Raw genomic sequence first — 24793 nt, 5'->3', positions numbered from 1 at the left:
AGTTGGGAGTGAAGCCCCGTGCTGCGCGCGGGTGACGGAGTGGGACTCCTCGCGGTGCGAGAAGTTGGCTCTGCGCTGCGCTCCGAGCCGTGTTTCCTTCCGTCAGAACTTTCGCTGAATCCGGAGGTTGGGCTGGTGCCCTTCCGGCTCTCCGCTTACGCTCCGAGCCGGCGGCTCCTTCGTCGCTTCGCTCCTTGGAGGGAGCCTTGGGGGGCCGTCCGCTACGCTCCCGGCCCAGCCCTCATTCGCGGGCGGCTGGCTACAAGGCAGGTGGTCTGGGGGGTGGACAGCTGTTTCCTTCGCTTCGGAAGTTTTGGTGAATCCGGATTCGGGGTGGGTGCCCCCTTGTGTTGGAGATTTCGGTGGCCGGGCTGTTGTGTTGTGTCCGGGCGGGTGAGGCGATGTCAGTTGGGCTCGGTTACCCAGGTGTTGAGTTTCCCTTCATGCCCGGGCGGGTTCAGTCGTTCTGCCACCAGGTCACTGCGAGGCCGGCCAGGAGGGCTCCGATATGGCGGAGGGCTCCGGTGAGGAGCGCTCCGGAGACGAGGCGCCGCCATGCGGCGGGGGCGGGCGCCACATCATCCGGGTGCGTGGTGGTGGAGAGAGCGCGGTTCTTCTTCAGCATGGTGGGTGTCCTTCGTTCGGGCAGGGCGCGGCGGCGCGCTGTGCGGGGCGTGGGGGTGGTGCAGCGGGCGGTTCGCGGGGCCGCCGGGTTGTTGTGCTGCTGTGATTGATCGTGGCAGCAGGGAGGTGAGTGCTGCATCCTCAACAGGGGCCTGGTTGGCGGGAGAACGATGTAATTTCCACCCCGTGTACACATGGGAGAGCATCAGCGGGCCTGGCACCATCGACGATCTGGTGGCGGATGCCCATGCCGCCGGCTATCCGGACATGACCGTGCGGCGGGTTCACGACTGGATTGCCAAGGGGCTGCTGGACCAGCCGCGTCGTCGTACGCGGCGGCGTGGCTCGGACAAGGCCGAGCACAGCGCCAACCAGCGCCGGCTGCTGCTGCTCCTGCTGGACAAGCGGCAGCAGGTCGCGCACCTGAGCGCGCTCGCGCAGGTGCCGCTGGCCATGTGGCTGTGGTGGGACGGCTACGTGCCCACCCGGCAGGCGCAGCGGGCCTGGGCGACGTGGGTGGGGCGTGGTAGGCGCAGCCAGGAGGTGGCGCGCGAGGGCGCGGTCGGTCTGCTGGAGCAGGTCGGGCATCAACTGGCGGGCGAGACGGCCCGTACCCGGTTCGAGCGGGTGATCACCGAGCTGGGCAACGGCAAGGCGCTAACGGTGCGGGGGCGGGCCGAGCTGCTGGACGTCGTGCGGGACGTGATGGAGCCGGAGTCGGTGTTCGCCGCCAGCGGCCTCGTTCGCGCGCTCGGGCCCGCGCAGGCCCCGATGACCGTCGAGGCGGTCGTGACCCGCGTCGAGGCCCTGTGCGCCGCGTTGGGCCGCACCGTGGACGGCACGGTGGACGCCGCGCTGCTGGATCGAGCCCGGGCCATCCACCGCGCATCCACGGCCGGCTACCTCGCCCAGCGCGGTGACCTCGCCACCGAAGCCGGACAACTGGCCCACCTCTTCCGCGAACCCACCCTCCAGGAACAGTTCGACCAAGCCGGACGGCAACTGCTGCTCGTCCTCGGTATGCACCTGGTCCACTCCCGCCCCCGGACGCTCTCTGACGCGGTCTGACGGCGGGCCCGGGGGGTGTCCCCGCCCGGGCCCGCAGCACGGGACTTTGGTCAGCTCGTGGGCGGCCGGGCTGCTCAGCCTGTGCGGTGTGCCCGCGGGAGCCGCCGGGAGAGCCGCGGTCTGCCTAGCAGACGGCCGACTTCCCCTTCGGCCTGTTCCGCATCGGCATCGCGCTGTATGGGGAGCACCAGTACCCAGGTGACCTCGGCTTTGCGCGGGTCCCGGCGGTGTTCGTCGACCCGCGCCCGGACGGTGCCGAGACCGCGGCCCGTGGACCCCGTGTAGAGCAGGTCGAACGTTCCCGATCCGAGGAGGTAGACCGCCTGATGCTCGTCGCCCGCGTAGTCGGGTAGTGCCCACAGGGCGATCTTGGCCGGTTGCCGGCGCAGCAGCCGGTCTCCCAGGGCGTCTGCGGCCAGGTCATAGGACCTGCGCAGGGGTGTGCCTGGCAGCAGTGGGGCGGTCCCTGGGGGAAGCGCCGTCATGGGGTGTCCCTGTCGCCCGGTTCCTCGGGTCGGCTGAGGTTGGCGTCCGCCTCCTTCTGCTCCCGTTCCTGGAGCTTCATCTTCAGGCCCTTCAGTCGGAAGGCCACTGTGTCCGCCTGCTCGTGGAGCGTGGCCATCAGCGCCGCGGAACATGTGATCTTGGAAAGGCTCGCCTTGTGCAGCGTCTGGACGGACGTCTCGGCGGCCCGCAGTTGGCTGGGCAGGACCCCCAGCGCCTCGGCCACCGGGTTCGCCTGCTTGGCGCGCTCCTGCAGCCTCTTCTGTTCCCGCTTCTCCGCCTGCCCCTTCTCGATACTGGCCGCGAAGGTGCGGATGTACGCGCTGTCGGCCTTCGAGTCTTCCAGCGGGCCGTACGGAGCCTGTGCGGAGATCTGACGGGGGTTGGCGCGTCGGCGTTCGTCGAAGGAGGTCACGAACGCCGTGATGTTCTCCTCCAGTTGCCTGGGGCCCCACGGTGAGGCGTACATCATTTCCAGGACGACGGACACCGAGGCCGTGGTGAAGGCTGCCGGGATGTCCTCCTCCGGCAGGTCCTCGGTCGGGCGGCCGGATCCTGTGTCCGTGCGCAGTGCCCCCGTGAACGTCGTAGCGATGGCACCGACTACGAGGAGGAAAGCGATGTGGTCGCCGAGCGTCGCGTCGTCGGTCTCGATTCGCTTGTCGTTGTTCACGAGCCCTTGAGGCGCGGCGGCGGCTGCCTTGCTGACAGCCTCTGCGGATTCCTTCAGCTGCTCTTTCGTCACCCGGTAGTCCGGCAGGCGGTCGTTTCGGGTCCATACGTGCTTGGGGATAGCGTCGCGGGTCCACGCGCGCTGTCCGATCTCAAGTCGGGACTGCTGGTGCTCGTTTCCCTTCCAGTGCTTGCGGTCGAGGGACTGCAGGGGGCGGCTGATGACGGCTCCGGCCAGCTCGCTGAACTGCTTGGCGTGGCACCGGCTGATTTTCAGTTCGCGGCGCAGGGTCGCGGCGATGTGCGGACGCCATGTGGGATCGATCAGATCGGCGATGGTCTGGTAGGCCCAGTCGAGGTAGTCCCATCCGCTGCGGAGCGGGCTGCGGTCCTGCTGGCGCTGGCGCTTGATGAGGGACGGTGGCGCGGCCTGCGTCAAGTCGGACAGCACAGCCTCGTGGATGGTGCGACGCTTGGAGGTGTGGGAGTGGGCCTGCTGTTGGTGGTGGATCAGGCTGACGACCTCCATCACGAAGCGGTGGACGTCCACCTCAGGGCCCGGGCTCCAGAGCTCGACATCGCACTGCAGGGCGCGCCAGCGGGCAGCGGTCTCGGCGACGCGCATGGCGAAGCTGGCCTCGCAGCCCTCACCGCGGGCTTCCTCGGGCTGAGCACGGAGACGGGTCGACTCTTCGCGCAGGTCGCGCAATTCCCCGTTGACTTCACGGGCTTTCTCGCGGATGAGGTCGCCGACACTGTCCTGGGCCATGACCGCGCATACGGCGGGATCCAGGCCGAGGATGGCGAAGGCGGCAGTGGTGCGTGAGATGCCGTCCACGGTGAGGAAGCGTCGGGTTTCCTTGCCGCCGTGCCGGATCATGAGGGGGACCATGATGATGCGGTCTGAGATGCCCTCGGTGGCGACCATGAACCGTTTGTCGTTGCGCTCCTGGGTCTGGTCGGTGATGCGGCGGACGGCGACTTCGAGGCTGTCCTGGCTGTCGACATCGAGGACGAGCCAGCCGTCCTCACTGCTGAACCTGCCGGCGCTGATGACGAGGTCGTCCAGGTCCTGCAGGGTGTCACCGCTCTGGATCGCCTCGATGAGCTGGTCGTAGAGCGGGTCGGCGGGGGATGCCTCGGCATCGGCCAGGCGCGGCTGCAGAACGAGAGCGCCAGCGATCGGGCTCGACTGGAACATCCGCAGCTCGGCCCGGTCCCCGCTGGGCAGCGTCTTGGGGAACTTGGCGCGTATGTGCCTGGCCGCTTCGGGGCCGAGGGCGGCGGCGGCGACGAGCTCGCCGAGCGGGTCGCCCTTGAACTGCTTGACGAGTGCTGAGCGAGCCTGGCCGGCAGGGGGCTGAATCGGCTGCAGGCGGTCCAAGAGCCCGTACGGGTCTTCGGCAGGTGGCGGGGTGAAGGTCTGTGCCATCGAAGTCCTTCCAGCCGGCTCCACAGCGAAGTCGGAGGGGCGGCAGCGGGTACGGGAGTACGCGGCCGCGGCCCCAGGCCTGGATGGCAGGCAGGAGTCCGACAGGAACGACACGATGCCGGAGGCGGTCGGTCGTCTGTTCCCGCTCGGAGCACCGCACACCCGTTCCGGATGCCGGTCGGGCAGCGGAAACGGCTTCACACGCCGGCCGTGACCTGGGCGTGGGAGAGCATGCGGCACCACCCGGGCGGGCAGTCGCCTAACTATTGAACCGTCAGGAAGCACCGTCCGAGCCGCTGTTCGGGATTTGCCCGGAAAAGTACCGCTGCTGTCTCGTCGCGGCCCCCTGGGCCGACCGCGTACGGCCGGGACCCGGTGCTGGGGACCGTCGCCCCGCCCCGCGCTTCCTGGCCGCGCCACCCCCTGGGGGGCCCTGGGCCGCAGCGGCGGCAGGTACGCGTGGCGCAGCGCGGCGAGAGGCGGGTAGACGACGGGGCGCAGCGGCTGTCCGCAGAGGGCACATCGGTCGCGGGCACCGGTGCTGGCCCCTGGGGGCCGGGCTGTAATGGGCAGGACAGCGCAGACGCGGGCGCGAGATCCTTGAGCGCATGACGTGGGCACCAGGCAGTCGAGCGGTACGGGATCGGGACTATGTGGCGCGGGTTCGCAGGCACCGGCCCAGTGCCCTGCTGCCGCTGATTGCCCAAGCGTCGGCGACCTATTCATTGGAGTCGTCGTGGTTGGAGAGCCCGTACCGGAAGTACACGCCGTGGGCGCTGGCTGATGCCGCCCGGGTGTCGCTGGCGTATGGGAACGAATACCGCAAGGACGCGAGCGATGCGGACCTGTTGCAGATCTTGGACATGTACGTGCGGCTGGAGGACCACTTCCTACGCGACACCGACGAGGACGCTCTGGGGCGGTGGCTGCTGCGTGCCTCCGGGGAGCAGATGACCTACCAGGAGCCGGTGTTCCAGGATCTGGCGCGTGCCGCAGCCATGCTCACGCAGACGTCGGGAACACGCCAGGCGCGGTGTCTGCGTCCGGGCTGGGAGGAGGAGTTGCTGGGGACGAGTCTGTCGCACTACGTCGGCATCGCCCAGTTGCTGTGGGCGTCGGCGATCAGCTGCGCCGGCCGGTTCGATCCGGACTCGCTCAAGGCGCCCGGTGCGGAGCGAATCTGTGCGGAGATCCCGGCCGCGACCATCCTGTCGGTGGCCGAGAAGCACTTCGTGACTGATGTGGCCGCCTTCCGGCAGGTCAACGAGCGGGCCCGGATGACCGCCGATCCACTCCTGCGTCGCTACGAGTACAACCCGCTGCGCGGCACGCCCTTGGTGAAGGGCTACGGCCGGGGCTACCTCGCGCCGGTCAGCCAGCTGATCCCGGCCAAGGCGAGCCCGCTGGGCATCTATTACACCGGCGTCGCCCGGTTCGGTGACGCCTTCGCGCAGGACCTGGGCGACCTGTTCGAGGCCTACGTCGGCCGCCAGCTCGGGCTGCTGCCCGACGGGACGGTCCAGCCGGAAATCGTCTACGGCCGGAGCAAGGCGCTCAGCGTCGACTGGATCGTCGTCACCGAGGAGTTGGTGCTGCTGGTGGAGGTGAAGTCCGTGCGGCCCACCGCGCATCTGCGCCTGGCCGGCGAGCAGCGGATCGACGAGGTGAGGCGCATGCTCGGCCACGCCTATGAGCAGATCGACAACACCGCCGCTCTGATCGTCGGCGGACAGAAGGAGTTCGCTCATGTGCCCAACGACCGGCCCGTGCACGGGCTGATCGTGACGATGGAGCCGTTCCACATCGTCAACGCCCCGGTGCAGCGGCCGCAGTTGCCAGCCACCAAGGTGCCGGTCACGGTGTGCAGCATCAGCGAGCTGGAGAACATGGTCACCATCACCGACGCCCCCGTCGGTCGGCTGCTGCTGGAGCGGGCTGCCGACGCCCAGCGCTCCACCTACGCCATGCGTGAGGCGCTGTTGGGGCACACCCACGCCCGCAACGCCGTGCTGGATGCCGGATGGGACAGCTACCCCTGGCGCCATGCCGCGGCCGGGCAGGTACCGTCCGACCCCGCCGGTACGGCGCTGTAGGGGGCGGGGTGGGAGCGAACACGGCCAAGGAGCACCACTTGGTGCCGAAGTACTGGCTGCGGGCCTTCGCCGAGGACGGACACGTGCTCGGACGGCGGCGCGGCGGCGCGGAGCATCGCACCCCCGTGCGGCGCGCGGCTGTGGCTCGGCACTTCAACACCGACCCACTCGCCGAGGGCGAGCGGCGCGTGGCACTGGAGACGTACCTGGACCGCCACGTCGACGGCCCGTGTGCGCCGGTTCTGCGCGCCTTGCGGGAGGGCCAATGGCCGCTGGATGGGGCGCAGTACGCGGTCGCGCTGGACGCGCTGGCCTGGCAGGTGGTGCGTACCCAGGCGTTCAGATCTTTCGATGAGCAGGTGGGCCGACATCTGTTCCCGGTCCTGTGGGCGCAGGAGGCGGTTGGGTATTGCGAGGAACGGCTGGAACGGCCGCTGTCGGAAGCGGAGCGTCTGGAGGTGTTCTGGACGGCCGTGCGGACGGCACCCGACCCTTCCCTGATCGCTGACCCGCGCTCGGCGCTGCGCGCCATGATCCGCGCTTTCGAGCGCACGCGCGACCTCCTCGCTGTCCCAGATCGGCGCCTGGTGCTGCTGCGCTCGGCGGAACCGTTGCTGGTCCTGGCCGACAGCGGGGTGGCCCTGCGCCACAAGGACGGCACCTTCGGTCTCACTCCCCCACTGCTGCCCGAGACGATCGAGGTCTTCGCTCCGCTGTCGCCGACGTGTCTGCTGATCTCCACGCCCCGCGCGCACTACCGCACGTATCAGGGCCTGACCCACAAAATCGCAGCCAAGGCCAACGCCGGAGCCGCAACCTGGTGCCAGGACGCCGTCTACCGGCCGCCGTCCATGCCCTGGCCCACCCACCTGCGACTCGCCAGCACCCCCCTGGAGGTCCGGCCGCCGCGGCTGTCTGCGGCACCCGCTCAGCAGCCGCACGGCCCCGCACCCGCCCATCCCGAGATCCGCCACGGTGAGCTGCGCGCCATCTTGGAACAGCTCAGCCATACGCCTACAGATCAGCATCCGGTCCCGGCGACAGACGGCGGGAGGCCTGCCTGACGGCCCCGGGTATGGCGCATATCCGGGCGGAGATGACCGTTGCACACGCACGGGCGGATGCAGTGGACCGGGAACTGGCCGCGCGTGTTCTGCTCGATGAGGCTCTGCAGGCGTTGGGGCGCTGGTGGAGCTGGAACAGGGCGGCACTCGCGGACCGAACGCTGGGCGCACACATGGTCAGCTCCCCCCCCCAAAAAAAGTACCGGTAGGCGCCGAACTGGCCTACCTCGCGCAGTACGAGCAGCACGGCCCCCACCGTTTCCTTCGCTGGCCGCCGTACCGGCTACGGCGTCGAACCCGATCACGCCGTCGTGCTTGCAGTCCCCCGCTTCGCCGCCCGGCACGCCGCCGAGCACACCCGCGACGACCGGCAACGGATCGTCCTCGGACCGGACCTTGTCGCGGGCAGCGCCGGGCCGGACGAGCGGGACGTGCTGGCGCTGCTGCGCGGCGCCTATCTCGATCTTCCGGCGGACGCTGAAGGCGACGGGCCGGGTGCCAGGCCCACGGCCATAGTGAAGGCGGCCCGGGCGGTGCGGCGCGCTGCCCAGAGGGTGAGGTCTGTGTGAGCCCCGGCACCCCGAGAACCCTGACTCTCCAACCCGGTGAGTCCTCGGGCCTGGGTCGGGCCACCCCTGCCTAGACTCCGGCCATGGAACAGGCAACGTACTGGTGGGGACTCGCGGGCCTCGTCCTCGGAAGCCTGCTGACCCAGGTGTCCAACTGGGCCGACCACCAGCGCCAGCGCGGAGAGCGGCGGGAAGACTTCCTCCGAACCAAGCTCGAACGGCGTGAGGCGTTCGAGCTGGAGCACCTCGTAGAGGTCAACCAGCTCCTGCGGGACCTGCGCCATCACGGAGACGAGCTCATCTCCGCCAAGCGGCCCGACCCCCGCTATTCGAAACCACCCGACGACCACGCCGAGCAATGCCGGACCGCCGTCAGGGAGGCTGATGCCGCCCTCGACGCACAGGTCGGATTCATCCTCGACGACAAGGTACGGGAGCTGGTCAAGGTGGCTGCCGAACGCATCACCGACCGGGCCTGGACCGTGTACCAGGACGCGCCTGCGACGTTCGAGGAAGGCATGCAGAGGGGCACGCTCGGCGTCGGCATCTACACAGCGCTCGAAGAGACGAGCGAGGCAGTGGAAGCCGCCTACGAAGCCATCTCCGAGCGCGTACGCGAGCTGTACGCCGGCTTCAGAGAACCTCGCAGGCGTAGGTGGCCGTTCCGCTTCTGATCACGCTCCCTGGAGCGAACACGGCCGCCCCGGCGTCGACTCAGTCGCCCGACACGTCACCGAACGCGACCCCGCCGTGAAACCTCTCGTGGCCAGGGCGAGGTAATCGGCGATGGCGCGGATCTCTGCCCGGCGCTGCGCTCTGGTCATGCCGCCGCCGGACGGTACGTGGCCGGTGTCCGCTCGTGCTGGCGGCGGTTGCGCATGGTGAGACGGTCTCCCCCGCGAACTTCACGCAGCACCCGCTTGACCTGCCACAAGTCCTAGACCTGCACTGCTCTGCGGCAGCAGAGCAGTGCAGGCTATGCCGGCGAAGGCGAGGAAGTGGTCGGCTGCGCGTTCGTAGCGGCGATGCAGGCGGCGACAGCCGTTGAGCCAGGACATGGTGCGTACGATCACCCAGCGGTGCCGACCCAGGCGGCCGGCCGGCTCGATACCGCGGCGGGCGATCGCGGGACGATCTGTCTGCGCCGTAACCAGTAAGGGACCAGGCCGTCGCGCTTGACCGGATGCGCTGATCTTGCGCAGCGCGCCCTTCACCCCTGGCGGCGCGGCCGTACTCAAGGAGGTTTCGGGTGCCAGCCGCTGGCAGGATGGGCCCGATGGGGCGCACCGAGCCCATCGGGGGGAGAGAACAAGGGCATGCTGAGAGCCGGAACGACCTGCGCCGAGGCGATCAATTTCCTGGATAACGATCTCGTGGCCGGAAGCATGAACGACGTCTCCATCCGGATCCCTCCCATGATGAGAACGGGCGCGGATGCCAAGGTCGAGATGCGTGCCGTGCGCGCGCGGTACGACGAGTGGACCTGGAAAGCCGCTGAGGAGCTCAACCGGCGGTTCACCGACCGGGCGATCGCGGGACGGCTCCGTGCGGGCCGTTACCGGGCGATCCTCACCGCGCCGCTGGACGAGGCCCGGCTGATGATGTACGCGGAAATCGTCGAGCTCCAGGACTACTTCAGATCTGTGGCCAACCGGGTGCGTGCCATGCAGGAGCGGTACGGGCGTGTCGGTGCCGTGCGTTACGCGGTGCTGGACACGAACACCACGCTGCACTTCATGCGGTTCGACAAGGTCCCCTGGCAGAAGGTGTTCGGGAAGGGCACCGCGGTCATGGTGCCGCACGTCGTGGTGGACGAGATCGACACCAAGAGCTACCAGACCGGGGACAAGAAGATCTCCCGGCGGGCGCGCGGCGTGTTCCGGCTGCTGGAGTCGGTGCTGGAAGCGGGGCCCGAGAAAGCGAGAACAGACGACGGAACCTGCGTGTTCATCGCGGACGATGAGCCTGGACACGCACGCCTTGCTGTGCCGGACGACGAGTTGGTGGCCTCGGCACTGCGTCTGCACCAAGCCGTCGCTCCCGCGGAGGTGGTCGTCGTCAGCCGCGACATCGGCGTACGGACCCGGGCCCGCACCTGGGGGCTGCCTGCGCGGCCCTTGCCCGACACGTACCTGATCGAGGGCGGCGAGCTTCGCCGACAGGAACTGGAACAGGCAGCCGCCGAGCTCATGCCGGGCGGGGGCGTACCAATGCAGGCCAAATCGCAGGAATCGGCCGACTCGGCGGCACGTCAGGCAGGGAGCGGCTCGTGAACGGACAGCACGGGCAGGACGGGCGGGGCCGCCAGGACCGCGCGGACGCGGTGGACCGCGAGATGGCCGCACGCCTGCTGCCCGGTCCCGTTGTACGGGCGCTGGGCCGCTGGTGGGAGACGAATGCGGCTGCTTACGCGGACGGGACACCCGGCGCGCACACGATCCGGTACACGCCCGGCCGGTGGGCGCAGATCACTCCGTGGCCCAAGGCGCTGGCGCCCACCTCCGCAGGCGGTGACGCTGCGGTCAGCCGGGCGGAGGTGGCCTCAGCCGTCGCCGACGCGTTGCGGCGGGAGGCGTTCCGGGAGGCGCTGGTCGCCACCTATGTGTGGGGCAAGGGAAAACGCGGTACCCCCGGCGGCAGCGGACCGTCGACCCTCCACAAGATCCTGGCCTTCGACGGCCTCGACGCGGCACTGGCCGCCGCGGTCACCGCATTGCACGAGTACGGTGCGCCTCAGGCGTACGCCGCGCTCCAGGGGCAGGTTCCCGGGCTCGGGCCGGCGTTCTTCACCAAGTTCTTCTACTTCACCGGTATCGCCATGCCGCCCGCCCGCGGACCGCGGCCGCTCATCCTCGACCGCGTGCTGTCCAGGCGTCTGCGGCAACTGGCCGCTGCCGTCGGCCGTGACAGCGGCCACGACGTGGACGGTTCGATCGCTGCCTGGATGTGGTCGGACGGGAACTGGTCGCCCCACCGCTACCGGGTCTACCTCTCCTTCATGCACGCCGCCGCCGACCAGCTGACCGCAGATGACAGCTGGCCGTCCGGCGCGGCCCCCGACCTCCTCGAATGTGCGCTGTTCACCACCGCCTGGGAGACGGGCTAAGCGGCACCGCAACCGGGAGCGGGCAGGGGCGCTGCTGGCGTGCTCGGTCAGTGGGCCTGGGCAAGGCATCGGCAGGGTCACCCAGTAACTGGTTCACCCGCGTGCCTGGTTGGCGGTGTCTGTACCTGGTGGCTTTCGTCTTTCGGTGCTGTGTCAGTGCCGCGTGCCACACTGCCGGCCATGTCGCTCGCTGATCTCACTTTCGACCTGTGGCGGACCTTCGACGAGGTCACCGCCCGGCGGATCGCCCAGAAGGCCGCTGACCACGTGGGCGGCCGGCTCTCACACGTCGAAGCCACCGAACACCTTGGCGCCCCGCTGCACCGCGCCCTGGTCGAACGGGACGGGCAGGAGTTCGCGCTGATACCCGGAGGCCGGGTGTCCCTGGGCTTCGACCTCAACACCTGGCAGCCGACCGCGCAGCAGGCCGCCGACTACGCCGAGAGCCGGGAGCAGGGCTACGGCTACGGGCCCGATCTGCGGACCCACCTCACACGGATCCTCAGCGCTCCCCGCAGCGTCCACCTGGACACCGTCCTCATGGCCGTGGAAGACGAGACCCTGACCGAACCCCCGGCCGACATACCGGCTGTCCTCTCCGCCCGTGGTCTGCGGATGCCGAGCCCCGACGAGTGGGAACACGCCTGCGGCGCCGGGTCCAACACCCTGTGGCGGTGGGGCGACGACTGTCCCCTCGACCGCATCCCCTACGGCGACGACACCGGCCCGCACAACGAGCTGAACGCCTTCGGCCTGCACATCGCCTACGACACCTACCGCGCCGAGCTGACCAGCGATGTCACCGCCGTCCACGGCGGCGACGGAGGCGAGTCGGTGTGCGGAGGCTACGGCCACCTGCTGGCCTGGCTCCCCCTGGCGACCGCCAACCGCAACCCCGAGACGGCCGAGTTCGTGCAAGGACCCGACGGTGAGGGCCTGTACGACAACTACTCCACCCGACCGGTGCTCACGCTCTGAGCGACCGCGTACGGGGCGCCCCCGGTCGACGACCGACTCGCGGCTGGTGGGACAGACCCTCTCCCACCCCGTGGTGAGGGCAAAGAGCGACTGACTCGCCGACTACCTGGAAACGTCCACCGGTCCCCGCTCGGACTGGAATGGGCGAGGGCGCAGAAGCCACTGTGGCTACTGTGCACCGATGCAGGGTTCTCGGGCACGGAAGCGCGCGCGGGTTTGCGGCCAGGGCGTCCCGCTGTCGTGGCCGGAGCAGCCGACGCCTCCGCAAAGAGGTCGTGAGTCGCGCATTGGTCTGCCGTTGATCAGCGCCACCCGCCCGTATGAGCCCTATGACGAGTGAAGGCCATCCACCCCGGCCGTGAGGGCGGCGTGTGGGGGCCGCCGCGGGCGACGTTCATGCCCGTCGGCTGTTGCTGCTGGCTCGCCGCCTCCGCGAGCTGTGATGTGGATCACAGGATGATTCGGGGGGTGCGTTGTCGGATCGGGTCCGCGGCGGGACCGAGAGGAGAAGGATTTCCACGACAAGGAGGCACCCATGGCCACCGAGGACCCGACGCCCAGTTACACCATGGTCGAGGATGACTGCTCCGTCCAGACCGAACTAGCGGAGCGGATCAGCCAGTTCAACTACGAGTCCCATAACGGCGCCGCGGTCATGGCCTTGTTCCCGGCCCAGTGGAGCGGGAGCGCCGGCGATACCGTGACTCTCCGGGAGGACGGGAGCATCGCCCTCGACATGGACGGCACGTTCGACCTTCCGGAGCCGTTCGACCGTGTCGCCCCTCCCACGCTGATCACCACCACGACCGGTATGGCGGTCCTCAAGGCCGACCACCCGGCCAACCAGACCATCGAGTCCGGGTTCCGGGCTCTGAACATCCCGGTCCCCGAGGTGATCCAGGCGCTGAGCGCCCGCGAGGCCGCGCTCGCCGGCGACGGACCCACGATTCACTCCTTCACGTCGAAGGTGCTGAAGAGGTGGAGCGGATGGAACGAGCCGGTCTCCACCGCCCTGCTCGGCAACTGGGCGGACCCTCTCTACGACCAAGGGCACCTGACCCCTGAGGCCTTGGACAAGCTGAAGTCAGAGGCCAGCGTCATCCACCGGCAACTCACCCCGGTCTGGCGCCGCAAACTCAACAAGTCGCGGCTGCTGCTGCTCGACACCCCGCTCGGCGACGGGCTGACCCTGTACGACCTGGTCTGCGGACAAGCCGCCGTCGACCCCGGCTTCGAGACCGGCTTCGAGGACTCGCGCCTGATCGAGATTCTGAAGGTCCTCTCCCCGGCCGAGCGAGCGGTGACTCTCGCTCTCGGCGCCCGTGGGGTCACCACCTGGGCCGAAGCGGCCATGGCCGCTGGTGCTGCGGAGCCGGAGAGGCAGGGCGCGAAGGTCCGCCGGAAGGTGAAGCGGCTTGCTAGGCGCATCACCGGCAGCTCGACCGCGGCCGAGGCGGCCACGGTGAGCGGCCGATGAGCGCCCCCGCTCGTGTGGCCGCTCGTGGCCCTCGCCCTGGGCTCGATGGCGTACGACGTCGGGCTCCGTGCCCTGCCCTCCGCACCGGCCGACCTCGCTGCCGGACGCCAGCGAGGTCCTTCTCGGCCTGGGTGAGTGCGGCCTGCGCCGCGCCTACCACGCCCGGGCCCGGCGCTCGCGACGCATTCCTGCCCGCGGAGAACATCGCGCTCAGCATCGAGCTGGCGCGGTCGTCAGCCGCCGTCGCGAGCAATCCGCCGGCCGATTCCGGTCCAGACCGGCTCGGCCGCTTCCTCGGGCACGGCGCCGGTGAGACCGTCGAGGTGCTGGACGGCCTCACGGGTGATGTAGCGGTCAGGGTCGGGGGATTGCAGGTAACGCCGCAGCAGGTCGGCGTCGAGGTCCTGGCGCTGGAGGTAGGCGGCGAGGGTGCCGACCAGGAGGTGGTTGTGGGCGAGGGCGTCAGTCAGGGCGTACAGGACCAAGCGCTGCCATTGCCTCATGCTGTCGCCGTGCAGGGTCTTCAGGTGCTGGGCGCGGGCGAGGTAGGCGTTGATGTGACGGCAGTGGTGGGTGACCAGCGCCAGCAGCTCGGGCGGTACGCCCTCGTCGGCCGGGAGCGGAGCGGGCGCCACGGCGCAGGCCCCGGGCGCGGGCGGCAGGGCGTCGCGGACTTCCTGCAGGCCGGCGGTTTGCTGCGGGCCACGGGCGATCTCGCTGCGCCGCTGGGGGCGCCTTCGCGGGTGGGGTGAGGTCATGGCGGTGCCGTCTTCCCGGCCGACCCCACGATCCGGCGCCTGTCGGGCGGCCGGGGCCGCACGGCGGGGCGCTGTGAGTGACGCGGCGCGTCTGGGACCTACCAGTCCGGGTCAGTCGTGGGCTGACGCGGCACTCGGCCGGGCACCGTCACAGCGCGGCAGGAAAGGGGCGGCACCGCCCGGACAACGACGAACGTCCTCCCCGCGTCACGGTTGATTTCCCGGGACCTGAGCCCTTACAGGGCGGTGGGAGGGGCCTTCGGGTCGAAGACGCTCTGCGGCGCGCTCGGCTGGGAGGTGGACGTCTGGCGCAGTACCTGGGCCAGGTCGCGGTGTATCCGGTCGGCTTCCCCGCGTACCTGGACGGGGACGTCGCCGCGTTCGGCGACGAGGCGGTCGTAGACGGGGGTCTGCTGGAACACGGTGGGGCGGTTTCCCTTTCAGCGGGCGGTACGCCGGACTGACGCAGCATACGGGCCCGGGTAACGCCTTGCTGGCGGCGAGCGTTCAGCTTGGGGCGGCGGGAAGGAGGACCTCTGCTGTCCAGTCGCCGTCGAAGAGCGCGGCAAGCAGGCGGGCATGGGCCGCCGGGGCGCCGCTCTGCGCGCGGTTGTCGCCCGTTCAGGGAACATCCCGGCGCTCAGCGGCATGCCGTGCCCGCGCTGTGGACAGAGAAGTATCCGGGCCGCGGTCCCGGCCGTGCGCGGTGCGAGTGCTTCGTCGCCTCCGAGCCGATCTGGAAAGGAGCAGCCGGTGGCACCTCCCGTTCCCGGATCCCTCTCCCCGCTGCGGTGGCGCTGGATCCTGCTGACGACCCGGCATCGGGACGTTCGGTTTCTGTACTGGCCGCCGCAGCATCCGACCGGACACCGCAACCTGCGGATGTTCGACCGGGGCGGGTACAACATCGGCCGTCTGGTGTGGAGGGTGTGTGACACCTGCCGCGTCGGCAGCATCAACAAAATCTCCATCGATCCCGACCGTCACCGTCAGGGCCTCGGGCGTCGCCTGATACGCCGGGCCTTGGCCGACGGCCCCGGCTACGCCTGGCAGACGACCCACCAGTCACCCCAGGCCAGGAAGTTCTTCCCCGTCCTGGAGGAGGAGTTTCGGGTTGCGCTGCCCGAGTTCGGCGGGGTGTGCGAGCATCTCGCCTCGCCGACCAGATTCCGGACTCCTTCGACGGGTCGCCGTCCGCGGCCCATGCTGGAGCGCAGCGTGTGAAGGAGGCTCCCGAGATCTTGCAGTTGCGTACCTACACCGTCCGTGACGGACTGCTCGACGAGTGGGTTGAGCGGTGGCGCAGTGACGTCGTGCCGTTGCGGCGGAAGTGGGGCTTCGAGACCGGCGGGGCCTGGGTGGACCGGGAACGCAACCAGTTCGTGTGGCTGATCTCCTACAAGGGGCCCGGGACCTTTGAGGAACGCAACGCTCAGTACTGGGCATCGCCCGAGCGCAAGGCGGCGGGCCTCGACCCGGACGACTACCTCCTGCACACCGAGGACCGTACAGTCGAGCAGCACTACTGACCGCGCGCCGGCCCGGCGCCAAGCGAAGGGCGCTGTCGCTGTCGCCCGGCGGGGACGTCGCCGCGCTCGGCGACGAGGCGGTCGTAAACGGGAGTCTGTGGGAACTCTGCCACGTCGGCCCACGCCGGGTGCTGCTCGTACGGCGGACGACGGGCTTGTTGCGGACCACTGCGGTCGATAACCGCCCGGCGCACCAGGTACCGGGGCCGTCCGCCAGGCACGAGACGCCGTCGGTCCAACCGGTCCTGACCGGCCGTCTCTTGGCTTGACTGCTCTTCCCGCAGTCGAGCCGTGAAGCCCTCCTACACCAGGACGGCCGGGACGGCGTCCTCGGTTGTCCAGTCCCCGTCGAAGAGGGCGGCGACCAGGCGGACATGGGTCTCAGGGAGCTGGCCGGTGCGGTGCTTGGTGCGGGCTTTGGCGAGCCAGGCGCCGATCTTGACGGTGTCGCCGTCGACGCGGATGGTCTCGCGGGCTGTGGGGGCGCGGCCTTCGCGGTGGAGGAAGAGTTCCAGGAGCTGGACGGTCTGTTCGAAGGTGCGGCGGATGCGGCGGGCCGGGGCGAGGGGGTTGGTGTCGGGGGTGAGGCCGAGAGCGGTCATGAGGTGCTGCTGGCCGGGGTGGAGGGCGGGCCAGGTGGTGAATTGGCGGTGGAGCCAGGAGCCGATTTTCACCCCTGCCAGGAGGGTGTCGCGGGTGAGGGCGGCCGGGTCGGCGCCGGAGGCGAGGTGGGTGCGCAGCAGGTGGTATTTGCGGTGCCAGTCCGCGCCGTGCGGGAGGCGCCAGTCGGGGGCGAGGGCGGTGAGGGCGTCGGCGCGTGCGGCATCGAGGGTGTTCTTGGTGGCGAGGTGGCGTTGTTCGGCGAGCCAGGAACCGACAGGGGTGGTGGCGGGGGCGGCGAGGTGGCCGTGGGTGCGCAGGTAGTCGGCGGCGGCGGCGCGGCGGGCACGCCAGGCGGCGTCGTGCTTATCCCAGATCATGCCGAGGACGTCGAGTTCGGCGGTCCAGTCGGCTTCGAGGCGGCCGGCGGTCCGGGCGTCGCGCATCGTGGTGATGAAAGTGCCGAGCCGGTAGCCGGTGGGGTCGGTGTAGTCGGCGGGGACGTCGAGGTGGCCGTACTGGTCGCGGTAGGACTGTGCGGCGGCGAGCCCCAGGCGGCGGGAGCGGGAGACGGCCGGGTCGCGGGGGTCGAAGGACGCCAGATCCATCGCTTGGGCGATGCGTTCGGGGTGGACGGTGAAGTCGAAGTGCCAGCGGCGCTGGATGACGTCGCTGGTCTCCTTCGGCAGGCGGTTGGCCTTGTCCGGGAGGCGCTCGAGGATGCGGTGGTCGTGGCTGGCCAGTGCGCAGGCGATCGCCCACACCGGTTCGTAAGGAGTGCCGAGGATGTTCTCGCCGTCGGCGCCGGGCGGGACGTAGACGGGGACGATCAGTGAGGCGGTCTTGCCGCTCACGTCGAGGCGCAGGGCGCGGCCGAGGGCTTGGACGCAGCGGATGACGCTGCGGGTGGGGTCGGCGAAGACGATCGCGTCGACGCTGGGGATGTCGACGCCTTCAGCGATCAGGCGGGAGTTGGCGAGGATCGCGCAGTCGGCGGCGGCGAACGCGGTGAAGGTGTCGGCGCGCTGGGCGGGGGTGTGCTCGCCGTGGGCGAAGAACAGCTGCGGGGTGATGTCCGGTACGAGGTCGGGGTCGGTGCGGGCCAGCAGGCGCAGAGTGTGCGGGAGTTCGCGGGCGAAGCGGCGGGCGTCGGAGACGAGGTTGAAGTAGACCAGCACCTTCTTCAGGCCGTGCTCGGACATGGCGCGCAGGACGGACAGGTGCAGGGCAGTGGTGCGCAGCGCACTGTCCCCTTCGTTGTCGTCGCCGGACCGGGAGGCGGCGGGGGCGCTGCTCGGGGAGGGCAGGTTGAGGCGGCGGCGCAGGTCGGTGTCGGTGAGGGTGGGCACCACGATGCGGTAGTCCGCGGCGCGGCCGTCGGCCACTGCCTGCGCGAGGGGGTACTCGAAGATCTTCTTGCCGTAGACGGCCTCGTTGTCCATGGAGTTGGCGAACGCGTCCACGTCCGTGTCCCGGTTCGGCCCGGTGGCACGGCGGCGTGGGCGGGTGGTGTCGGCGGACTCCGCCAGCTCCGGCGCGGCGAAGATGCGAGGGGTGGCGGTCATGTAGAGGCGGCGGTCCGCGCGGATCCGCTGCGCGTCGTTGACGATCGCCCACTTCTTGTCGGCGCGGCCTGCGATCCGGTGTGCCTCGTCCATGACCGCGAGGTCGAACGGCGGCACCGCGTACCCCGTGCGCTGGGTCTGCTCGATCTTGTCCAGGGAGTCGTAGGTGCAGATCACCGTCAGCGCACGGATCTGGTCCTCCCCCTCCCCCACCACCGACATCAGCCCGCTCAGCGCGTGCGGGTTCGTGGTCGACATGACCCGGGCCGCGACCAGGTCGTCGCGGCCGCTGGTGTCCAGGGAGGAGACGATCACCATGTGCTCCAGGTGACCGTCGCGGCGCCAGGCCAGCGCCGTCTGCGCGGCCAGGTCCAGGGTGGGGACCACAAACAGCACCAGCCGCGCGCCGAGTTCGTCCGCTGTGCGGATCGACACCAGCGTCTTGCCGGTGCCCGTCGCCGAGACGAACAATCCTCGCGTTCCCGCGCGCCGCAGGTGCCCGGCCAGCCGCTTGACCGCTTCGGCTTGGTCGGGAAAGAGCCGCGCGGGCTCGGGGCGGCCGGGGCGCGGCAGTTCCACCACCGTCATGACAGCTCCTCTCTGAGTCAGAGACTCCAGTAGTCGCGGCGGGGCAGTTCCACCCACACATCGGGCGGTCCAGTCACGGCGCGCCTGCCGGTCGGACGCAGTCCTGCGAAGGCGCAGGCGTAGGCGACGGCGTCGTGCTGGTAGAGGTACGAGGCCAGCACCTCCGCGCAGGTGTCGTTCTCGTCCGGTCCTCCGCCCGGGTGCAGGTCCGAACCCTCGATCGTTCCATGACGGGCGATGCTGCCCTGGTTGCCGCTCTTGGGATTGGCGTAGAGGCCGTAGCAGAGGGTGCCGGCGGACAGCCGGGCCAGTACGCCCGGCATCTGCGGCGCGTACCCCCAGGGCTGGGTGACGACGCAGCCGCCCGGCACGGACGTCACGCCGACGATGTGCAGGCTCTCGTCCATGTCGTAGGCGTAGGGGTCCTCCAGCAGCTCATTCAGCACTTCGAGGAGTTCGCCGTCCACCACCGGCGTCGCCTCAAGACGGCGCACCGCCTCGGCCGCGTCGATACCGGCCACGCAGGCCAGGCCCGTGCCGTCGTAGTAGAACTCGCCCAATACCGTGGTGAGGCGATGGGCCTCCTGCGCTGCCGCACGCTCGGTGTCGCTCAGGGACACCCCTTCCGGTACCGGGAACAGCTCGGGCGTCGGTCCGGCCAGGCTCAGCCGCCCCGGCGACCAGCCGCCGAGCGATAGCCGCCAGGGATCGGCCCCGGCGGCGGCGAGCGCCCGTGCGTTGGCCGGCTTCCTGGACAGGACGGCTTCCCACAGTGCCGTCACTCCGTTCTCCAGCGCGTCCACATCCGCAACCCGGCGGGCCAGTTCCGCAACGGCCTCCGGAGAGCCGAACACCGCTGCCCGATGCAGGGGCCTGCTCCCGTTCCAGCTCTCCGGATCGGCTCCTTGGTCCAGGCGTCGGCGGATGTCGTCGGCATCCGTCCAGTCCCAGCCCATGCCCGCCCAGCCGTCACTCGTTGCCGCCACCGCTCCCCCTCGAACACGTCGCATGCGCTCGCGCCACTTCGGCCCGCCCCGAGCACACGTGCGCTACAGGCCGCTGCCTCCATCCAGGTCCGCTGTGACGTTATCACCCCGAACACCGTTCGTACGCTCAATGTACGCGATCCATGCGCTACTAGTACGCGATAGGTTCGTTTCAGGGGTAGGGTCAGGGACGGAGGTGTCCCATGTCCGAGTTGTTCGACGCGGTCGACGCGCTGGTCGCGTCCCGCTCCCCGCTGCCGCCGCCGGCTGAGCGCAGGCGGCTGCGCCAGGCTCACGCGCTCACCCTGGACGAGGTGGCCGCCGCTCTGGGCGTGCGGCGGGCGACCGTGGGCGGCTGGGAGTCGGGCCGGACAGAGCCCCGGCCGCCGGAGCGGGAGGCGTACGCGCGCCTGCTGAAGCAGCTCGCCACGCTCTACCCCGCCCCCGAAAACACCGGCGCCCCGCAGGAGGACCCGGGCACCGCAGCACCCGCAGCGCAGGCGCGGCTCACGGGCGGGGCAGCGGAAACTACTGCCACGGCGGAGGCCGAGGAACCCCCGGCCGCTCCCCCAGCGCCCGTTCGGCACCCGGCAGCGACCCAGCGGCCGGTGCCGCGTGCCGAGCGGGCGCCGCAGAGCTCGCGGCGCCCCACTGCGAGGAAGGCCGCCCCGGCGAACACCCCCGCGCCCGGCGGTGCCTACGCGCACGGTCCGCTGCTCGTCCTCGACGCCGACACCGAGCGGCAGGTGACCGGCTACGGCGTCGGCGGTCTGATCCTGGACGTGCCCGCCAAGTCGCTGCCTGCGCTGGTGGAGTGGACGCTCACCGAGGCACGGCTGGGGTCGGAGAAGCTGCACGGCTCGGGAAAGGACGGCGACCCGCTGCTGGTGCTCACCGAGGCGGCGTGCGAGCGCTACGGCCTGCCCGCCGTCTTGTCCGAGGCCGAGCGGCTTGCCGGGCGGCTGCCGGAAGGACACAAGGTCATCAAGCAGCTTGAGCGCGCCGACTGGCAGCTCACCAAGCGCGGGCTGGGGCCGTGGGCGCGGATCTACCGTCCCGCCCACGGCAGCCGCCGCCAGTGCGTACAGCTGTGCATCCCCTCCTGGCGTGCCCTGGACGACCGCTCCTGGGGCCACGCCGCCCAGTTGCCGCCGCCTGAGCTCGCCCGGGTGCTGGGCGTGTATGCGGCCCGGGTGATGACGCCGGTCGGCTCAACGGCCGTGACGGGGCTGCAGCTGATGACCGCGCTCAACCCGCCGACCCGCGCGAGCGAGCCGGACGCCGACGGCCGGCGGCACCGCGAGCACCGGCCCGGGTCACTGGGCACAGAGCCGGTAGGCCCGGCGCCGTGCGAGGCGATCGACGGACACCCCGTCCTGGCCCATCTGCCCCGCTTCCACGTGCGCGGCCCCGGCGAGCGGCTGTTCGAGGAGGCCTACGACTGGGCGCGGGACCTCACCGACGCCGAGTGCATGCAGGGGCACCTGGTCGGCCTGGATGTGAACCTGGCCTTCGGTGCAGCCGCCAACGGTGCGGTCGTCGGGCTGTCATCGCCGCCCGAGCACGTCACCGATCCGGTCTTCGACCCAGCGGTGCCCGGTTCCTGGCTGGTCGACCTCTCCCACGTCGACCTGTCCCGGGTGAAGGTCGGCAAGCAGTGGCGCGACCTCGACGGTGGCCTGCTGCCCAGCCCGTTCACGTCGAGCGGCCAGCGCCCGACCGGTCCGGCCTGGTATGCCACGCCCACCGTGGCCTACGCCGTCGAGCTCGGCTACGACGTCACCCCCGCCGAGGCCTGGCTGCGCCGGGAGAGCGGCCGGTTCCTGGACGGCTGGTACAAGCGGCTGCGCGATGCCTACGTCGCCACCATGGCGGACCTCGGCGTCGCGGAGAAGCTGTCCCCGCACCAGTTCCTTCAGGCGATGGACGGCTACAAGAGCCGTGATCCGGAGCTGGGGATCGTGGTGGACGCGGTCAAGATGACCGTCAAGGGCGGCATCGGCAAGCTGCAGGAGAAGGCACGCGGGGGCGGCTGGAAGCCGGGGCAGGCCTGGCCCGCCCTGGCCCGCCCGACCTGGCGGCCGGACATCCGCGCGACCGTCATCTCCCGGGCCCGGGTCAACATGCACCGCAAGATGCTCGCCCTGGCGGCGGCCACCGGCCGTTACCCGGTCGCGGTCCTGTCCGACTGCGCCGTGTACGCGGCCGACGGGCCCAGCCCCCTGGACGTGCTGCCGTACCGCGCCGACGGCAAGACCGTGCCGGGCTCGTTCCGGCTCGGCGTCTCGCCCGGGATGGTCAAGCACGAGGGCACCCAGAGCGTGCTGTGGGGGGCTGACGTGCTCGAGCAGCTCGGCGCCGACGGCCATGTCGCCAACCTCGCCCGCTACATCAAGACCGGCGAGGTCACCGCCAAGGACACTGGAAAGTAGGAGAGTTACGCCGATGGTCACGGTCGGGGAAGAACTCGACAGGGCGGTGCAGGGCGCGTTCACGCGGCCCATCCCCAAGTCCGCCGGAGCGCAGATGCGTTACCTCCTCAAGAAGCACGGCGGCCGGACGATGCCGGTGGCCGAGCTGCTCGGCATCAGCCAGCGCACGGTGGAGCGGTATGTGAAGAACCAGATCAAAAGGCCCCGGCCGGAGCTCGCCGACCGCCTCGAGCGTGAGGTCCGGTCACGCTGGCAGCCACAGATCAGGGCGAAGGCGAAACAGGCCGCGGCCACCACGAGCGGCATCATGATCGATGTGCAGGCGAGGTTCGGCTACACCGCCGCCGTCGGCAGCACCGACCAGGCCCGCGTACGTCACCTCACCCTGGCCCTGCCGCCCCGGCACGCCGCCCGCCTCCTTCAAGCCCAGGAAGCAGGCGTCGACGAGGACGACCTCCGCGAACTCGCGGCCGAGGCGTTGGGTGAGGTGTACTTCCGCGACGGCGGCCGCCGTGCCCACGGCCTCGAAGTGGAACTCAAGGACATCGTCGACCTGCAGTTTGAGCTGTAGGCGGTCAGTGCGCCGGGGCAGGAAGCAGAAAGGGCGTCGGGGAGAGCTGTGACAGCAGGAGCGTTACGGACCGTGCCGCTGGCCGGGGAGCTGACCTCGTCGCTGATCAGCCGGGCCGCGGACCGCTATGGCCTGCCGGCCGCCGGTGTGCTGCGGCTGTGGACGTGCCGCAACTCCCCCGCCCGCAACGACGGCGGCGGTGTGCGGGCCGATGCGGAGATCGTGCTCAACGAAGCCGGGCGGGCTGTGCTCGCCGAACTGTGCGGAGTCGAACCGGCGGTGCTGGCGCACGCGCTGCCCGCGTTCACCGTGGATGATCCCAAGATCGGCACCGGCCGGGAGGCCGCCCTCCCGCAGGCCCGGTGGCGGGCGGCGGGCGCGGTGGCGGGCGAAGCGGCGTTCGCCTGCCGGTCGTGCACCGCGCGGCGCACCGGGCAGGCACAGCGGGCGGTGCGGTATCTGCCGCGCTGGCAGCGGGTCTGTATCCGGCACGGACGCTGGCTGCTGGACGCCGACGCCGACCAGCCGCTGGAACACCTCGACCTGCGCGGTGTCCCGGAGGTGGCGGCCGCGCAGCGGCGGTGGACCGGTGTGGCGCGCCGTGCGGTGCGGGCCGCGGCGGAGCCCGGTCAGGTGTTCGCCCTGGCGCACGCGGTCGTGGCCCGGTGGTGGGAAGAGGCCCTGCACTGGGAGCAGGAGGAGATCTGGCCGCACAGGCTGCACCGGGTGGCGGGCGGCAACGCGGGCACGGATCTTCAGCGGTGGCGGATCGTGGGCCGGGACCCGGTCACCTTCCCGGAGGTGGTGGCCGTGGCCGACGCGCTGCTGGACCCGGCCATGACCGAGCTGGTGTGGAGGGACAGCGGCGCCGGGCGGCCGCGGCCGCTGCCCGCCGATGGAGCGTTCTGCCGCCGGCTGGGTGAGCGGGTGGGACGTGACTGGCTGGGCCCGCTGTCGGCGGTGGACTACGGCGGGCCGCTGCTCGCCTGGATGGGCGCTGTCATCCGCCAGCGGCGCGGTGAAGGCGGGCCGCCCGGGTGGAGGGACGATCCATGGAGGCTGCAGCGGGAACAGCAGCCCGCCACGATGGCCTGCCAGCTGCGCGTGATGGCGGCCGAGCAGCAGTCGGGCGGCTCGCGCACTCGGTGGCGTGCCGCAGTGAGCGCCGAACACCGTTTCCAGATCGAGCAGTTGATCGCAGAGGGGCGGGAGCAGTTGGCGGAGCTGCGGGGCGTGCACAGCGGCACCACCGCCGAGGTGGCCCGCACACTGCTGGAGCACCTGAGCCACAGTGCCGCGTTGATCGACCAGGCCTTGGTGGGCACCGCCGCCGCGGCTGTCGCCGCGGGGGTGGCGCTGGAGGACGTGGCGGCGTGGTCACGCCTGCCCGCCCGGGAGCTGGCGGAGATCATCACCGCGGGCCAGGATGAGGACTGAGGCGCGCAGCGGCCGGGGTGCCGTCTCTCAGCCGCTGCACGCCGCAGCCCGGTCGCAGGGCGGATCCGGCCGGGTTCCCCCCTGGGGGTGCGCGGTGCCCGCTTCGCGAAAAGCGAAGGCGTGCGGCCACTACGCGGCTTCCGCCACTTTTGACCCCGGCCGCCGCCAGGCCCCGGGCGGCAGAGGGCCCTGGGCGGCTACGCTCGGGCTGCTGATGCGACAGGGCGGGAAGTGGGGGGCAGTGGCCAAACGCGATGTGTGGGTACGCATTCGGAATGACCTGGTGCGCGGCGACACCGTCCTGGGCGTCACCGTGAGCGATCCGCCCTACGCCCACGAGACGTTCAAGATCATGCTGAAGGTCACGGGACACCGCGACCCTCTGTGGCTCGACTCCGGCATCTATGACGACGACCAGGGTGCTGGGCGCGAGCGGGTCGACGCGCTCGCTGATTCCTTCGTCGATACGCTCGCACGCGGTGCGGCAATGCCGTCCGGCGCCCTGATCCGGTTCGGTTCCGACGAGGACGACTCGGGATGGGCGCTGTCGTCTCTGGGGTAGCGGCGAAGCCGATCCGGCGCCTGCTCACCCCGTGGCCGGGGCGGGCCCGGGCCACGACCCGACCTGTGCCACGACAGGGCAGCGGCCGGCGGGAAAGTGCAGAGGTGCGCACTGACACCGGCACGCCCCAGGCGGCATGCTGGCCCCCACACAGGACAACCGGACTTCACGGCACGGC

22 protein-coding genes and 1 pseudogene are annotated in these 24793 nt (G+C 70.6%); 15 read left to right on the top strand and 8 right to left on the bottom strand.

All coding sequences use genetic code 11. The features are described from left to right. Positions 1-457: 457 nt before the first annotated feature. Positions 458-625 carry a hypothetical protein gene (locus tag ACFU3E_RS33790; RefSeq protein ID WP_384167091.1) on the bottom strand — a complete coding sequence of 56 codons (168 nt, stop codon included), beginning with the start codon at positions 623-625 and terminating at the stop codon, positions 458-460. Positions 626-810: 185 nt separating this feature from the next. Between ACFU3E_RS33790 and ACFU3E_RS33785 the strand changes: the two genes are divergently transcribed. Continuing rightward, entirely contained in the window at positions 811-1692 is an 882-nt protein-coding gene (locus ACFU3E_RS33785) for a hypothetical protein (RefSeq protein ID WP_384167088.1), read from the top strand. A gap of 74 nt (positions 1693-1766) precedes the next feature. Here the strand turns inward: ACFU3E_RS33785 and ACFU3E_RS33780 are convergent, their stop codons facing one another. Together ACFU3E_RS33780 and ACFU3E_RS33775 are read right to left on the bottom strand one after the other, a co-directional pair. Then, on the bottom strand, positions 1767-2177 hold the full coding sequence (locus ACFU3E_RS33780) for a hypothetical protein (RefSeq protein WP_266675607.1): 411 nt from the start codon (positions 2175-2177) through the stop codon (positions 1767-1769). Continuing rightward, the gene (locus ACFU3E_RS33775; protein ID WP_384167085.1) at positions 2174-4585 is read right to left on the bottom strand and encodes a hypothetical protein; all 2412 of its coding nucleotides are present in this window, start codon (positions 4583-4585) and stop codon (positions 2174-2176) included. The genes ACFU3E_RS33780 and ACFU3E_RS33775 overlap by 4 nt, the downstream gene beginning before the upstream one ends. Positions 4586-5040: 455 nt before the next feature. On the opposite strand from ACFU3E_RS33775, the gene ACFU3E_RS33770 reads away from it, so the two are divergent. The 4 genes from ACFU3E_RS33770 to ACFU3E_RS33755 all read left to right on the top strand — a co-directional run bounded on the left by ACFU3E_RS33770 (position 5041) and on the right by ACFU3E_RS33755 (position 8700). Beyond that, positions 5041-6393, top strand: a complete 1353-nt coding sequence (locus ACFU3E_RS33770) for a hypothetical protein (protein ID WP_384167082.1) — start codon at positions 5041-5043, stop codon at positions 6391-6393. Positions 6394-6434: 41 nt separating this feature from the next. Beyond that, positions 6435-7457, top strand: a complete 1023-nt coding sequence (locus ACFU3E_RS33765; RefSeq protein ID WP_384167100.1) for a DUF4238 domain-containing protein — start codon at positions 6435-6437, stop codon at positions 7455-7457. A 311-nt stretch (positions 7458-7768) separates the two neighbouring features. Then, positions 7769-8026 (top strand): hypothetical protein, encoded by a 258-nt coding sequence (locus ACFU3E_RS33760; RefSeq protein ID WP_384167079.1) that lies wholly within the window; start codon positions 7769-7771, stop codon positions 8024-8026. A gap of 83 nt (positions 8027-8109) precedes the next feature. Beyond that, positions 8110-8700: a hypothetical protein gene (locus ACFU3E_RS33755; RefSeq protein WP_384167076.1), complete on the top strand. Its 591-nt coding sequence runs from the start codon at positions 8110-8112 to the stop codon at positions 8698-8700. A gap of 231 nt (positions 8701-8931) precedes the next feature. Here the strand turns inward: ACFU3E_RS33755 and ACFU3E_RS33750 are convergent. After that, positions 8932-9150, bottom strand: a pseudogene (locus tag ACFU3E_RS33750) (hypothetical protein); the annotation flags it as partial. Positions 9151-9201: 51 nt separating this feature from the next. Between ACFU3E_RS33750 and ACFU3E_RS33745 the strand changes: the two are divergent. From ACFU3E_RS33745 to ACFU3E_RS33730, 4 genes are all read left to right on the top strand, one after another. Next, positions 9202-10299, top strand: coding sequence for a PIN domain-containing protein (locus ACFU3E_RS33745; protein WP_384167073.1), 1098 nt, complete (start codon positions 9202-9204; stop codon positions 10297-10299). After that, entirely contained in the window at positions 10296-11132 is an 837-nt protein-coding gene (locus ACFU3E_RS33740) for a hypothetical protein (RefSeq protein WP_384167070.1), read from the top strand. The genes ACFU3E_RS33745 and ACFU3E_RS33740 overlap by 4 nt, the downstream gene beginning before the upstream one ends. A gap of 180 nt (positions 11133-11312) precedes the next feature. Continuing rightward, positions 11313-12110, top strand: coding sequence for a hypothetical protein (locus ACFU3E_RS33735; protein ID WP_384167067.1), 798 nt, complete (start codon positions 11313-11315; stop codon positions 12108-12110). Between the two features lie 535 nt (positions 12111-12645). Beyond that, positions 12646-13587, top strand: a complete 942-nt coding sequence (locus tag ACFU3E_RS33730; protein WP_384167064.1) for a hypothetical protein — start codon at positions 12646-12648, stop codon at positions 13585-13587. Between the two features lie 233 nt (positions 13588-13820). Here the strand turns inward: ACFU3E_RS33730 and ACFU3E_RS33725 are convergent, their stop codons facing one another. Continuing rightward, positions 13821-14345: a hypothetical protein gene (locus tag ACFU3E_RS33725; RefSeq protein ID WP_384167061.1), complete on the bottom strand. Its 525-nt coding sequence runs from the start codon at positions 14343-14345 to the stop codon at positions 13821-13823. Positions 14346-14581: 236 nt separating this feature from the next. Continuing rightward, complete coding sequence (locus ACFU3E_RS33720) at positions 14582-14767, bottom strand: hypothetical protein (RefSeq protein WP_384167058.1); 186 nt, start codon at positions 14765-14767, stop codon at positions 14582-14584. Between the two features lie 331 nt (positions 14768-15098). Here ACFU3E_RS33720 and ACFU3E_RS33715 point away from each other — a divergent pair, with 331 nt between their 5' ends. Both ACFU3E_RS33715 and ACFU3E_RS33710 read left to right on the top strand, forming a co-directional pair. Beyond that, positions 15099-15569 (top strand): GNAT family N-acetyltransferase, encoded by a 471-nt coding sequence (locus ACFU3E_RS33715; protein WP_384167055.1) that lies wholly within the window; start codon positions 15099-15101, stop codon positions 15567-15569. A 17-nt stretch (positions 15570-15586) separates the two neighbouring features. Beyond that, a complete protein-coding gene (locus ACFU3E_RS33710) occupies positions 15587-15874 on the top strand; it encodes an NIPSNAP family protein (protein WP_384167052.1) in 288 nt (95 codons plus the stop codon). A gap of 302 nt (positions 15875-16176) precedes the next feature. Here ACFU3E_RS33710 and ACFU3E_RS33705 read toward each other — a convergent pair whose 3' ends face one another. Both ACFU3E_RS33705 and ACFU3E_RS33700 read right to left on the bottom strand, forming a co-directional pair. Continuing rightward, positions 16177-18627: a Helicase associated domain protein gene (locus ACFU3E_RS33705; RefSeq protein WP_384167049.1), complete on the bottom strand. Its 2451-nt coding sequence runs from the start codon at positions 18625-18627 to the stop codon at positions 16177-16179. Positions 18628-18644: 17 nt separating this feature from the next. After that, positions 18645-19613 carry an ankyrin repeat domain-containing protein gene (locus ACFU3E_RS33700; RefSeq protein WP_384167046.1) on the bottom strand — a complete coding sequence of 323 codons (969 nt, stop codon included), beginning with the start codon at positions 19611-19613 and terminating at the stop codon, positions 18645-18647. Positions 19614-19816: 203 nt separating this feature from the next. Between ACFU3E_RS33700 and tap the strand changes: the two genes are divergently transcribed. From tap to ACFU3E_RS33680, 4 genes are all read left to right on the top strand, one after another. Then, positions 19817-22045 carry a telomere-associated protein Tap gene (gene tap / locus ACFU3E_RS33695; protein ID WP_384167043.1) on the top strand — a complete coding sequence of 743 codons (2229 nt, stop codon included), beginning with the start codon at positions 19817-19819 and terminating at the stop codon, positions 22043-22045. Positions 22046-22058: 13 nt separating this feature from the next. Beyond that, positions 22059-22616: a telomere-protecting terminal protein Tpg gene (gene tpg / locus ACFU3E_RS33690; RefSeq protein ID WP_020269276.1), complete on the top strand. Its 558-nt coding sequence runs from the start codon at positions 22059-22061 to the stop codon at positions 22614-22616. Positions 22617-22664: 48 nt separating this feature from the next. Further along, positions 22665-24053, top strand: coding sequence for a DNA-binding protein (locus tag ACFU3E_RS33685; protein ID WP_384167039.1), 1389 nt, complete (start codon positions 22665-22667; stop codon positions 24051-24053). Positions 24054-24294: 241 nt separating this feature from the next. Next, the gene (locus ACFU3E_RS33680; RefSeq protein ID WP_384167036.1) at positions 24295-24615 is read left to right on the top strand and encodes a hypothetical protein; all 321 of its coding nucleotides are present in this window, start codon (positions 24295-24297) and stop codon (positions 24613-24615) included. Positions 24616-24793 lie beyond the last annotated feature (178 nt).

Origin of the sequence: Streptomyces sp. NPDC057424 (assembly GCF_042803315.1) — a bacterium.
Classification (GTDB): domain Bacteria; phylum Actinomycetota; class Actinomycetes; order Streptomycetales; family Streptomycetaceae; genus Streptomyces.
The sequence above is the reverse complement of the archived record's forward strand: the minus strand, read 5'-3'. Positions and strand labels throughout refer to the sequence as shown.

Bases quoted from the DNA above. Each gene is read 5' to 3' on its own strand.
- ACFU3E_RS33790 (WP_384167091.1), bottom strand. From the start codon at position 625: ATGCTGAAGAAGAACCGCGCTCTCTCCACCACCACGCACCCGGATGAT.
- ACFU3E_RS33780 (WP_266675607.1), bottom strand. From the start codon at position 2,177: ATGACGGCGCTTCCCCCAGGGACCGCCCCACTGCTGCCAGGCACACCC.
- ACFU3E_RS33755 (WP_384167076.1), top strand. From the start codon at position 8,110: ATGGAACAGGCAACGTACTGGTGGGGACTCGCGGGCCTCGTCCTCGGA.
- ACFU3E_RS33735 (WP_384167067.1), top strand. From the start codon at position 11,313: ATGTCGCTCGCTGATCTCACTTTCGACCTGTGGCGGACCTTCGACGAG.
- ACFU3E_RS33730 (WP_384167064.1), top strand. From the start codon at position 12,646: ATGGCCACCGAGGACCCGACGCCCAGTTACACCATGGTCGAGGATGAC.
- ACFU3E_RS33725 (WP_384167061.1), bottom strand. From the start codon at position 14,345: ATGACCTCACCCCACCCGCGAAGGCGCCCCCAGCGGCGCAGCGAGATC.
- ACFU3E_RS33705 (WP_384167049.1), bottom strand. From the start codon at position 18,627: ATGACGGTGGTGGAACTGCCGCGCCCCGGCCGCCCCGAGCCCGCGCGG.
- tap (WP_384167043.1), top strand. From the start codon at position 19,817: ATGTCCGAGTTGTTCGACGCGGTCGACGCGCTGGTCGCGTCCCGCTCC.
- tpg (WP_020269276.1), top strand. From the start codon at position 22,059: ATGGTCACGGTCGGGGAAGAACTCGACAGGGCGGTGCAGGGCGCGTTC.